Annotated in this window: 11 protein-coding genes; 6 read left to right on the top strand and 5 right to left on the bottom strand. The window is 68.2% G+C overall.

The features are described from left to right. Positions 1-9: 9 nt before the first annotated feature. Genes TMZ1T_RS17100 through TMZ1T_RS17090 form a run of 3 tightly spaced genes read left to right on the top strand, consistent with a single transcriptional unit; the run spans position 10 to position 1,612 of the window. Complete coding sequence (locus tag TMZ1T_RS17100) at positions 10-585, top strand: TMEM165/GDT1 family protein (protein ID WP_004323580.1); 576 nt, start codon at positions 10-12, stop codon at positions 583-585. Then, complete coding sequence (locus tag TMZ1T_RS17095) at positions 585-1,289, top strand: AzlC family ABC transporter permease (RefSeq protein WP_004323582.1); 705 nt, start codon at positions 585-587, stop codon at positions 1,287-1,289. The genes TMZ1T_RS17100 and TMZ1T_RS17095 overlap by 1 nt, the downstream gene beginning before the upstream one ends. After that, entirely contained in the window at positions 1,286-1,612 is a 327-nt protein-coding gene (locus TMZ1T_RS17090; RefSeq protein ID WP_004323583.1) for an AzlD domain-containing protein, read from the top strand. The genes TMZ1T_RS17095 and TMZ1T_RS17090 overlap by 4 nt, the downstream gene beginning before the upstream one ends. A 100-nt stretch (positions 1,613-1,712) precedes the next feature. On the opposite strand, the gene TMZ1T_RS17085 is transcribed toward TMZ1T_RS17090, so the two are convergent. The 3 genes from TMZ1T_RS17085 to feoB form a co-directional block, all read right to left on the bottom strand. Then, a complete protein-coding gene (locus TMZ1T_RS17085; RefSeq protein WP_004323585.1) occupies positions 1,713-3,353 on the bottom strand; it encodes an acyl-CoA synthetase in 1,641 nt (546 codons plus the stop codon). A 147-nt stretch (positions 3,354-3,500) separates the two neighbouring features. Then, entirely contained in the window at positions 3,501-3,761 is a 261-nt protein-coding gene (locus TMZ1T_RS17080; RefSeq protein ID WP_004323587.1) for a ferrous iron transport protein A, read from the bottom strand. 12 nt (positions 3,762-3,773) lie between these two features. Further along, the gene (gene feoB, locus TMZ1T_RS17075; protein ID WP_012586004.1) at positions 3,774-5,738 is read right to left on the bottom strand and encodes a ferrous iron transport protein B; all 1,965 of its coding nucleotides are present in this window, start codon (positions 5,736-5,738) and stop codon (positions 3,774-3,776) included. Positions 5,739-6,011: 273 nt separating this feature from the next. Between feoB and rpsD the strand changes: the two genes are divergently transcribed. The 3 genes from rpsD to TMZ1T_RS17060 all read left to right on the top strand — a co-directional run bounded on the left by rpsD (position 6,012) and on the right by TMZ1T_RS17060 (position 8,104). Then, on the top strand, positions 6,012-6,623 hold the full coding sequence (gene rpsD / locus TMZ1T_RS17070) for a 30S ribosomal protein S4 (protein ID WP_012586003.1): 612 nt from the start codon (positions 6,012-6,014) through the stop codon (positions 6,621-6,623). Continuing rightward, a complete protein-coding gene (locus TMZ1T_RS17065) occupies positions 6,620-6,916 on the top strand; it encodes a hypothetical protein (protein ID WP_012586002.1) in 297 nt (98 codons plus the stop codon). The genes rpsD and TMZ1T_RS17065 overlap by 4 nt, the downstream gene beginning before the upstream one ends. A 504-nt stretch (positions 6,917-7,420) precedes the next feature. Then, a complete protein-coding gene (locus tag TMZ1T_RS17060) occupies positions 7,421-8,104 on the top strand; it encodes a hypothetical protein (protein WP_012586001.1) in 684 nt (227 codons plus the stop codon). Between the two features lie 238 nt (positions 8,105-8,342). On the opposite strand, the gene TMZ1T_RS17055 is transcribed toward TMZ1T_RS17060, so the two are convergent. Next, positions 8,343-9,521 (bottom strand): DUF1513 domain-containing protein, encoded by a 1,179-nt coding sequence (locus TMZ1T_RS17055; protein ID WP_012586000.1) that lies wholly within the window; start codon positions 9,519-9,521, stop codon positions 8,343-8,345. A gap of 58 nt (positions 9,522-9,579) precedes the next feature. Continuing rightward, on the bottom strand, positions 9,580-11,748 hold the full coding sequence (locus tag TMZ1T_RS17050) for a TonB-dependent receptor (RefSeq protein WP_012585999.1): 2,169 nt from the start codon (positions 11,746-11,748) through the stop codon (positions 9,580-9,582). Positions 11,749-11,822 lie beyond the last annotated feature (74 nt).

Genomic DNA, 11,822 nt, shown 5'->3' with positions numbered 1-11,822 from the left:
TGAATTCCCATGGACGCCTTTCTCGTCTCCACCGCCATCGTGGCCCTCGCCGAGATCGGCGACAAGACGCAGCTGCTCGCCTTCATCCTTGCCGCACGCTTCCGCCGGCCGTGGCCGATCGTGCTCGGCATCCTGGTCGCCACGCTGGCCAACCACGCCTTCGCCGCCGCGGTCGGCACCTGGCTGACCACGCTGATGGGGCCGCACACCCTGCGCTGGGTGCTCGGCCTGTCCTTCATCGCGATGGCGGTGTGGACGCTGATCCCCGACAAGTTCGACGAGGACGAGGCCAGGCTGCCGCGCCTGGGCGTGTTCGGCGCCACGCTGGTGGCCTTCTTCCTTGCCGAGATGGGCGACAAGACGCAGATCGCCACGGTGGCGCTGGCGGCGCAGTACCAGGCCCTGGTCGCGGTGGTGGCCGGCACCACGCTCGGCATGATGATCGCCAACGTGCCCGCGGTGCTGCTCGGCGACCGCATCGCCACGCGCATGCCGGTGAAGCTGGTGCACGGCATCGCCGCGGCGATCTTCCTCGGCCTGGGCATCGCGACCCTGGCCGGTGCGGGCGAGGGACTGGGGTTCTGATGGAATCCTCGTTCCGCCGCGGTGCCCGCGAGGGCATGCGCGACTTCCTGCCGCTCTCGGTCGGCCTGGTGCCCTGGGCGATCGTGACCGGCATCGCCATGCGCTCGATCGGCCTGTCCCCGGCCGAGTCCATGGGCATGAACCTGCTGGTCTATGCCGGCACCGCCCAGCTCGGCACGCTGCCGCTGATCGGCAGCGGTGCACCCTTATGGCTGATCTTTCTCACTGCGCTGGTGCTCAACCTGCGCTTCATCATCTTCAGTGCCGCGCTGGCGCCGGTCTTCCATGATCACCGCTTCATGCGCCGGCTGGCGTCGAGCTATCTGCTGGTGGACGGCATGTTCGCAGTCGGCGCGGACAAGCTGCAAAGGGCCGACGATCCGCACTGGCGATGGGGGTACTACATCGTGCCCTCGGTGTATTGCTGGCTGCTTTGGCAGCTCTGCGGTGCGGTCGGCGTGTTCGGCGCAGGGGCGATTCCGCGCGACTGGTCGCTGGAGTTCATGACCACGATCGCGCTGACGGTGATGATGATCCCCATGCTGCGCGAGCGACCGATGTGGGTGGCTGCGCTGGTGGGCGGGCTGGGTGCGGTGCTGCTGCGCGAGCTGCCGCTGCGCCTGGGGCTGATTGCCGGCATCGCGCTCGGCATCGGCGCGGGCTTCATTGCCGAGCGTGCGCTGGCAGGGAGGGCCGCGCGATGAGCGAGGGGTTGTGGTTATGGCTGACGCTGCTGGCCATCGGCTCGACGACGATCATGACGCGTGGCAGCTTCATCCTCGCCGGCGAGAAGGGGCGTCTGCCGCCAGCCTTGCAGCGTGCCTTGCGCTACGCGCCGGCGGCGGCGCTGTCGGCGCTGGTGATGCCCGACCTGCTGCTCGATGGCGGTGCGTTCGATCCGCTCAATCCCAAGCTCGCGGCGGGGGGAGTCGTGATCCTGGTCGCGCTGCGCTCGCGCAATCCGTGGCTGCCCTTCATCCTCGGCATGGCGATGCTGCTGTTGCTGCGCAAGGGATTCGGCTGGTAGTACGTGTGGAAGGAAAAATGCCGCGTCCGTCCGGTGACGGAACGCGGCATCGGCGCGCGGCGAGTGCGGTCGGCCCCGACGGGCCGACCGCGTGACACGATCACTCGATCGCGGAGGCCGACTTCGCCATCTCGCGCAGGGCGAACTTCTGGATCTTGCCGGTCGAGGTCTTGGGCAGCACGCAGAACTCGATGAACTTGGGCACCTTGTAGCGCGCCAGGTGTTCGCGGCAGTGCGCGATGATGTCGTCGGCGGTCACGCCGGCGCCTTCCTTGACCTCGATGTAGGCCGCCGGCACCTCGCCCCACTTCTCGTCGGGCTTGGCGACGACCGCCGCGGTCAGCACCGCCGGGTGGCGGTACAGCACCTCTTCGACCTCGAGCGAGGAGATGTTCTCGCCGCCCGAGATGATCACGTCCTTGGAGCGGTCCTTGATCTTGACGTAGCCGTCCGGGTGCATGACCGCGAGGTCGCCGGTGTGGAACCAGCCGCCGGCGAAGGACTCCTGGGTGGCCTTCTCGTTCTTGAGGTAGCCCTTCATGACGAGGTTGCCGCGGAACATGATCTCGCCCATGGTCTCGCCGTCGGCGGGCACCGGCTCCATGGTCACCGGGTCGAGCACGGTGATCGCTTCCTGCATGTGGTAGCGCACGCCCTGGCGGCCGTTGCGCTCGGCGCGGCGGTCGATCGGCAGCGCATCCCACTCGGGGTGCTTGGCGCACACCGAGGCCGGGCCGTAGGTTTCGGTCAGGCCATACACGTGGGTGATGTCGAAGCCGATCTTCTCGGCGCCCTCGATGATCGCCGCCGGGGGCGCGGCGCCGGCGATGAGGCCGGCGACGCTGTGCTCGATGCCGGCGCGCAGGCCCTCGGGGGCGTTGATCAGCATGCCGTAGACGATCGGCGCGCCGCACATGTGGGTGACCTTGTGGCGGCGGATCAGCTCGTAGATCAGCGCCGGGTCGACCTTGCGCAGGCAGACGTTGACGCCGGCGTTGGCCGCCATGGTCCACGGGAAGCACCAGCCGTTGCAGTGGAACATCGGCAGCGTCCACAGGTAGGACGAGTGCTGCGGCATGCCCCAGCTGATGATGTTGGAGGCGGCGTTGAGATACGCGCCGCGGTGGTGGTAGACCACGCCCTTCGGGTTGCCGGTGGTGCCGGAGGTGTAGTTGAGCGCGATCGCGTCCCACTCGTCCTCGGGCAGCTTCCACTGGAAGTCGGGGTTGCCGCCGGCGAGGAAGTCCTCGTAGAGCACGGTGCCGATGCGCTCGGTGCCCGGATACTCGGGGTCGAGGGCGTCGACCACCAGGGGCTTGTCTCCCGGCAGCAGCTCGAGCGCGGCGCGGACCACGCCGGCGAACTCGGGGTCGGTGATCAGCACCTTGGCTTCGCCGTGCTGCAGCATGAAGGCGATGGCATCGGCGTCGAGCCGGGTGTTGAGGGTGTTGAGGACCGCGCCGGTCATCGGCACCCCGAAGTGGGCTTCGAACATCGACGGCACGTTGGGCAGCATGCACGCGACCGTGTCGCCCTTCTTCACGCCGTGCGCGACCAAGGCGCTCGCGAGGCGGCGGCAGCGCTCGTAGGTCTGGCTCCAGGTGTAGATGAGCGTGCCATGGACGACGCTGGTGCGCGTCGGATAGACCATGGCGGTGCGCTCGATGAAGCTCAGCGGGGACAGCGGCACGTAGTTGGCCGCGTTCTTGTCGAGGCCTTGCTGATATGCGTTTTGCGACATCCTTTTCCTCTCCCGTTCATTGTCAAACAAACTGGTCGGGCCGGCGTCCCACGCGGGGTTCGGTCCATACCGTATAGTATGGAGGATGGCGTCGGTCTTGTCTGCAGTTCTCCCGCGCGCAACGTTTGCGAAGGCAGGTTGGAGCGCTCAGGCGGGCTGCACCCAGATATGGCGCGACACCGCGTGCTCGATCGCGAGCTCGACGTGCTCGCACAATAGCACCGTCATCGGTTGCTGTTGCAGCACCTTCACCGCGTGCGCGGCGGAGAGCCCGTAGGCGTGGAGCTGCTCACGCTGCAGCGGATCGATCTCGTCGTCGAAGTCGTCGATGCGCACCATGCGCCCGACCGGGGTGCCGATCAGGCGGATGCGCTCGTGGGGCAGGGGTTTGGAGGGGGCGGCGTTCATGGCGCGGATTCCTCAGAAGATCAGGCGCAGGCCGTGGTTGAGCAGGCCGCCGATCAGGAAGGCGGTGGGGATGATCATCGCCAGCATCAGCGCGGCGACCTTCATCCCCTGCTCCTTGATGATCATCATCAGGCTGGCGATGCAGGGCACGAAGAGCGTGATCGTGACCATGCCCACCACGGCCTGGATCATCGACAGCTCGCTCTGCAGCGCGAACAGGCCGCTGGCGCCGAAGTCGCGGCGCAGGAAGCCCATCACGAAGGCGGCGCTCGCCTCCGGCGGCAGGCCGAGCCAGCCCACCACCAGCGGCTCGCCGGCCTCGATGATCCACGGCAGCGCGCCGCTGCGGTCGAGCCCGAACATGATCAGGGTGCCGATCAGGAACAGCGGGATCACCTCGATCAGATACCACTTCAGCCTTCCGCCGGTCTTCTTGAGCACGTTGCCGAGCACCGGCATGCGCATCGGCGGTAGCTCGGTGACGAGCGGCACGCGGCGGCCGGGCACGACCTTGCTCGCCAGCCAGCCGGTGAACAGCAGCACGCCGACGATCGCCAGCACCCAGATCAGCGTGGCGCCGAAGGAGATGCCGCCGAGCAGGCCGAGCACCACGCCGAGTTGCGCAGAGCACGGGATCGCCAGCGCCATCAGGTAGATGGTGATCAGGCGCTCGCGCGGGGTGTGCAGGATGCGGGTGGTGAGCGTGGCCATGGTCACGCAGCCCAGGCCGAGCACCATCGGCAGCACCGCGCGGCCGTTGAGGCCGATGGCGGCGAACATGCGGTTGGCGATCACCGACAGGCGCGAGAAGTAGCCCGAATCCTCGAGCACGCCGAAGGCGAGGAAGAAGGTGGTGACGATGGGCAGGATCAGCGCGAGCGCGTAGGTCATGCCCATGGTCCACAGGCCGTATTCGCCCACGATCAGGTCGGCCAGCCAGGGCGTGGAGATGTGGCTCGTGACGAACTCGGTGACCGCGGGGTTGAGGACCTCGCCGAAGAAGTCTTCTTCCAGCAGTCCGACCAGGGTGCTGGCGCCGAAGTCGCCGACGAACAGATACACCAGATACAGCACGCCGAGCAGCATCGGCCAGCCCCACAGCCGGTGCACCGCGATGCGGCCGAGCAGCATCGACAGCGTGCGGTCCTTGCCGGCAGCCTGCTGCGTGACGGTGCGCGCGAGCGCCTCGGCGGCGCCGCCGCGCTCGCGCGCGAGCCGCGCCGGGAGCGAGTCGCGGCCGATGGGCGCGGTGAGCTCGGCGAGCGCGGCGCGCACGGTCTCGCTGTTCGCTTGCGCCGCGAGCCAGGCCTCGACCTCGGGGTCGCGGCCGATGGCGAGGATGGCCAGCCCGCGTGCGGCCAGGCGCGGATGTGGGCATTGCGCGAGGATGAGCTGCTCGACGCGGGCGATGTCGCGCTCGAGCACCGGGTCGTAACGCAGCAGTGGTGCCGGCACCGCCGCACGCTGCAGCGCTTCGGTGAGCGCGGAAACTCCTTCCCCGCCGGTCGCCACCGTCGCCACGACCGGCACGCCGAGTGCCTCCGACAAGGCCGCGGCATCCACCGTGACCCCGCGCGCCTTGGCCTCGTCGGTCATGTTGAGCGCCATCACCATCGGCACCCCGAGTTCGGCCAGCAGCGCGGTGAGGTTGAGCGTGCGGCGCAGGTTCTTGGCGTCGCCGACCTGGATCAGCGTGCGCATGTCCTCATGGAGCAGCGCGCGCATGGTGGCGCGCTCGTCGTCGCTGCGCGATGGCAGGGCGAGCACGCCCGGGGTGTCGAGCAGCGAGGCCTCGCGGTCGAAGCGCGGTGTGGCGCGCGAGACCTCGACCGTGGTGCCGGGGTAATTGGACACCGTGACGTAGGTGCCGGTGAGGCGGTGGAACAGCACCGACTTGCCGACGTTGGGGTGGCCGACGAGGGCCAGGGTGCGCAGCGCGGCGGCAGCGGCGGAGGAGGGCGAAGTGGCGCAGTCCATGAACTCGGGTGTCCGGAGGGCGGAGTAAGCCTAGAACGATAATGGGTCGCATTATGACTTTTACTGATCTAGCTCAAAGGTCGTGCGCCCGGTGTGTATTCGATGCGGTCCGGACCGCAGGACAGAGAGGCTTGACAGTGATTCGGATTTTAACGATATTGCGAATCATTCGGAAAGACGATATTCAACCGACCCTGTCTCGACTTCGAGGCTGTCCTGCTGGCGCTCTTCGTGCGTCGGCGCAGCAAGAATCCCTGAATGAAGGAGAACCCATTGTCCCGATACACCGGCCCCCGCCTGAAAGTGATGCGTGCCCTCGGCGCCGAGCTGCCCGGCCTGTCGCGCAAGCCGCTGGGTGAGCGCAACCATCCCCCTGGCCAGCACGGCCGGCGCCCGAGGCGCAAGTCCGGCTTCGGCGTGCAGCTGATCGAGAAGCAGAAGCTGCGCTTCAACTATGGTCTCGGCGAGAAGCAGATCCAGCGCCTGTTCCGCGAGGCCAAGCGCGACCGCGGCCCGACCGGCGACAAGCTGCTGGAATTGCTCGAGCGTCGCCTCGACAACTTCGTGTTCCGCGCCGGCTTCGCGCCCACCGCGGTGGCGGCGCGGCAGCTCGTGCGCCACAAGCACGTACTGCTCAACGGACGGGCGGTGAACATCCCCTCCATCCGCATCCGGCCGGGCGACCGCATCCAGCTCACGGAACGTGCGCGGTGCATCCCGGTGGTGGTCGAGGCGCTCGCCGAGCCTGCGCTGACCCGCCCCGAATGGCTCGTCTTCGACGAGGCGGCGTTCGTGGCGACGATGACGCGCACCCCGTCGCCCGACGAGGTGCCCTTCCCGGTCGACGTCCAGCAGGTCGTCGAGTACTACGCGGTGCGGCTGTGAGCGCGCATTCATCCGCCAGCCGGCGAAGGGTTGCCGCGAACGCGGGGCCGGAGTACGACACCCATCCCGAGCTCGCGCTGGCGGCGGTGCTGCAGCTGCTGTCGCGCTTCCCGGCGCGGCGCTCGCCCGCGCTGGCGCAGGCGATCGCCGGTCACTTCCGGGTGATCGGCAGCGATCAGCGCCTTTCCGCTTGTGTGCGCGACTGCGCCGCCCGGCTGGTGGCGGAGTGGGAGGCCTATGCAGTGCTGGGCGATGCGGGCGATGGCGGCCACGATCCGCAGGCACTGCACTGAGCAGTCCGGTTCGATGGTGTCCGTCTTTTCCATTCCACGAGGAGAAGTCCATGAGCAAGAAATGCTGCAGGAAGGACAAGCCCTGCAAGGGATGTCCGCGGCGCGCAAAGTAAGCCGGAATCCCGCGCGCTGTTGATGATTATCAAATGGTAATGATTGTTGTTGCGGTTAATATTTTTCAACCCATCCCCAGGCCCGGCGACCGCGATCATCGGCTGCATTGAGGCGGGGGCCGAATATTCCGGGAAGCTCGATCGCGATGCGGTGCTCGAACATGGCCGCACCGCCCTTTCCGTGTCTGGCCAGGTGCTCGAGTAAGAAGCCCCTCCCGGCGCATGCGGGCACGTCCGAGGCACGAGTGTCGGGCGTCCCTGCCGCATCGACGGCGTGGGTCTTGTCCAGCGATCACCTCGTAGCCCCGGTCGTTCGGAGTTGCGCATCCCTTTTCGGGCCGCTCGTGTGGGCGGCCCGTCTTTGTCCACCTCTCCCTGCAAAGGAATCGTCATGTCTCAACGCAAGTCCGGGCTGCGCCCGATCGTGCTGGCCTCGCTGTTCGCCTTGTGTTCCCCTCCGGCTCTCGCCGAACGCCCGATGGCGGTCGATGATGCCGGCACGCTCGAGCGCGGCGGCGCCAAGCTCGAGTTCGGCTGGAGCCGCGACGACGCGGTGCGCGGCTACGAGGGCGCGGCCGGTTTCGGTCCGATCGACAATGTCGAAGTGGAGGTGGGCTATGGCCGCGGGAAGGATCGTGACGCCGATCCAGACGCGAAGATCCGCGCCGTCGGCGCGGCGGTCAAATGGGTGCCATTGCAGTCCGAGCGCGGGCTTTCGGCTGGCCTGAAATACGAGTATGGGCGCGAGCGCGTCAGCGGCGAGGACTCCTCGCGTGTCGACGCGCTCGCCGGCCTGGCGACCTGGGCGTTCGAGCAGGGCCCGCGGGTGCATGTGAACCTCGGCCGCGAGTGGGCGCGCGACGACGAGGACCTCGACTTCTGGGGCATCGGCCTCGACGTGCCGCTCGGCGAGCAGCTCGACTTCGTCGTCGAGACCTTCGGTGCGGAGCATTCCGGCCCGGATCGCCAGGTCGGTCTGCGCTACACGATCGCCGAGGGCGTGAAGATCTCTGGCGCGGTCGGTCGCGGCAACGATCGCAACATCGCCAACGTGGGCGTGGCCTGGGAGTTCTGAGCGTCCCATCCCCCGCCCGCGGTGGAATGGGTTCGCAAAGAAAATACCAACTTGTAGCGCGTTTTCTCGAGAGCCGCGGGTCGTCGTGGCGGTCGTTTCCCGTAAGCGGGAAACGCGTCGGGGCGAATTCTCCGCTCCATGTCGCGACGCGCGTCGCTCCTGCAGAAAACCCCCGCTTCGGAGCTTCCTGTAGGAGCGACGCGAGTCGCGATACGGCGATCCAGGCGGGTGGCGGGGTTCAGGCTCCGACCAGCGTCCAGTGGTTGTCCGGCGCGATCTCCACCGGCCAGCGCAGCAGCATCGGATCGTGCTGCGGGTGCCAGAAGCCGAGGCCGCGCGGTGAGCCGATCAGGCTGGCGTGGGTACCGTCGAGCGGGAGTTCGGCCAGCGCGCCCGCCTTGTTCAGCTCGGCGATGATCTCCAGGCGCGCGGGGGCCGCCGGATGCCAGCGCGCTACCCGATGGCTGCGCTCGGCGGAGAGGTAGAAGCCGCCGTCCATGCCGGTGGCGATGTCGCCGCAGTAGCCCGCGCCGACGGTCTCGCGGCTGGGGATTGCCAGGCTGTCGCCATTCCACACCGCGAGGATGGGGGCGGCGGCGCGCTCGGCAGGGTCGTCGTGCTCGGCCTGCAGTGCGATACCTACCAGCGCAGGGCCGCCCGCTGCCGGCGCGGAGCCGAGGGCGAGGTGGCGCAGGCTCAGGCGCTTGTCCTTCAGCCACCACTGGCCCAGGCGCTCGCCGCTGCGCGGATCGAGCCGCACCAGCGAGGAGTCCATGCGCTCGAGGTCGCGCTTGCGGTCGCCCGCGGCGCGCAGGATGCCGCCGTTGGCGACCACCAGCTTGCCCTCGGCGTCGAACAGCAGCTCGTGCGGCTCGATCCCGCGGGTGGAGAACTCCGCCTCCTTGCGCAGGCTGTCGCGCCGGCGCACGGCGATCCAGCCCTGGGTGGAGCCGGTCTCGGATTCGGTGGTGTACAGCCACTCGCCCGCGGGGTCGAAGGCCGCGTGACCATTGAGCGTACGCCCGCCCTTCTCGTCCTCGAGGACCTGGCGGGCGAGCACTTCGCCGTCGGCGGCGCAGCGCATCAGCCAGGGGCCGGGACGGTTGGCGCACACCAGGAAACCGCCGTCGCGGTCGGGCAGCAGGCCGTGGACCCGATCGGGAACCGCGACCGCGGTCTCGATGCGGGCGAGGCCTTGCTGCCAGTCGGTGGCCAGGATGCCGACGTAGTCGGTACTGCCCTCCGCCTTCGCGCCGCGCGAGGCGCCGTCGCGGCCAAGGTCGTGCAGGCTGCGCCAGGCGGCGATCAGGCGGATTGCGGGGAGTTCGCCGGGCGTGGTGGCGGCGAACAGGGTGCGGGGCAGCAGGGCGAGCGAGAGGCCGCCGCCCAGTGTGCGCAGGAAGTCGCGTTTGTTCATCGGGATGTTCCAGTGGAAGCGACGGGCCCGCAGGGGCCCGCCGATCGATAGGCTCGGATCAGAACTTGTATTCGCCGGTCAGGATGATCGCGCGGCCGCTGCCGGGGATGGCGAAGCCGCCCTGGTCATACACCGCGTCGTAGTACACCCGGTCGAAGATGTTCTTGACGTTGAGGCGCGCGGCCCAGCTCTTCTGCTCGTAGGCCAGCATCGCGTCCCAGCGCGCGTAGCCGGGTGCCGTGTTGGGCGAGAACTTGCCGTTGACGAAGTTGCTGTTTGCGTTGGCAGCCGTCGGCACGTAGGCGTAGCGGTCGCTCTTCGCCTCGACGCCGCCGCCGATCTTCCAGCCGCCGCCGAGCGCGTAGGTCGACCACAGGTTGAAGGTGAGCGTGGGCGTGTTGCGCGGGCGCTGGCCTTCGAGGCGGGCGTCTGCGCCCGGGGCGACTTCGAGGATCTCGGCGTCCATCAGCGAGAAGCCGCTGAAGACCTCCCATTTCGGGGTGACGCGACCGGCGACCTCGAGCTCCAGACCGTCGGTGCGGCGCTTCTTCGTGAGGATTGCGGCGGTGGACTCGAGGTCGGTGTTGCGCTCCCACTCCTTGTCGGCGCGGTACAACGCGGCGCGCAGGGCGAGGTCGCCCTCCATCAGCATCCACTTGGCGCCGAGTTCGGTGACCTTGCTGCGCTCGGCGGGGTAGCTGCCGCCGGAGAGCTGGTAGAGGTCGGCGGTCGGGCTGAAGGAGTCGCTGTAGCTGATGTAGTAGTGGGTGTATGCGTTCGGGTGCCAGGACAGGCCGGTGCGGAGGCTGGTCTCGCTGAAGTCGAGCTGCGGCGAGTTGAGGCTGGAATACTCGGCGTCGAGCGAGTCATGCCTTGCACCCAGGGTCAGCTTCCAGTTCGGCACGAACTCGATCGTGTCCTGGGCGTAGAAGGCGAGCGTGTCGCCCTGGTAGGTGATCGCCGGCGCCGAGGTGAAGGCGCCCGGACGATAGAAGCGGCCTGCACCGGGATCCAGATCCCGCAGCCCCCAGCGGCTCGAGTCTTCCTTCAGGTACTCGACGCCGGCGAGCAGCTCGTGCTTCATGCCGAGGAGCTCGGCACGTGCGGTGAGGTCGGACTGCAGGGTCAGGTTCTCGGTGTCGGTCTGGCGCACCTTCGGGCTGCCGGTGCTGCCATCGAAGCTCGGCGGGTTGATGCGCTCGGGTGCCTGCGCCCAGTACACGCGCTCGTAGCTCGCATGGCGCAGCTGGGTGCGGATCTCGGCCTGCGAGGACAGCTTGTACTGGTGCACCAGCGAAGTCATCGAGGTGTCGCTGTCGTCGAAGGTGTTGTTCGTGCCCCAGAAGGTGTCGGCGGAGAAGTTCTTCGTCGGGCGCTTGGTCGCCGGATCGAAGGAGATGCCGTAGTCCGGGTTGTCGCGCGTCTTCAGGTAGTAATGGTTGAAGGTGAACTCGTTGTCGGTGTACAGGCCGGTGACCAGGCTCAGGCCGGCGCCCTCGCGGTGGATCTCCGGTTCGGCGCCATCGGCCGGGTTGCTGCGCCAGCTCCCCTCGTCGCGCTTCATCACGTTCAGACGCACGGCGGTGGTGTCGCCGAGCTCCTTGTTGAAGTCGCCAGTCACTTCCCGATAGTCGTCGATGCCGACGCTGCCGGTGATCCTGCCGCGGTTGCCGAGCAGCGGCGTCTTGGTGACCTGGTTGATGACGCCGCCGGCCTGGCCGCGGCCGAACAGCATCGCGGCCGAGCCGCGCAGCACGTCGATCTGTTCGAGGTTGAAGGTCTCGCGGTTGTATTGCGCGGTGTCGCGGATGCCATCGAGGTACATGTCGCCGAAGGTGTAGAAGCCGCGCAGGTTCATGTTGTCGCCCGAGCGGCCGCCCTCGGCGGCGTTGAACGACAGGCCGGAGACGTTGCGCAGCGCCTCCTTGAGGCTGCCGACCTGTTGCTCTTCCATCAGGGTGTTGGTGACCGTGGTGACCGCCTGGGGGATGTCGTGCGGGTCCTGCAGGACCTTGCCGACACGGGTGGCGGTGGCGCGGTGGCCGTCGTGGGGGGCTTCCTCGGCAGCGTTGACGGTGACCGGCGGGAGCGTCTTGGCCGAGGACGGGGTGGATTGCGCCTGCGCGCCCGCCGACAGGACGGCGAGCATGATCGCGCTCAGGGGTAGCAGCGGGCGGGCGGGGGCGTGCGCGGACTGCGCCGCGCCGGAACGAACGGCAGCTTTCATCGTGACTCTCTAGGGTTGGATCGGGAAGTCGGTGCTGGCTGGCTTCCCGATCGACGGAGTGACGATGACCGTTT

The organism is Thauera aminoaromatica, assembly GCF_000021765.1.
In the GTDB taxonomy this organism is placed as follows: domain Bacteria; phylum Pseudomonadota; class Gammaproteobacteria; order Burkholderiales; family Rhodocyclaceae; genus Thauera; species Thauera aminoaromatica.
The sequence above is the reverse complement of the archived record's forward strand: the minus strand, read 5'-3'. Positions and strand labels throughout refer to the sequence as shown.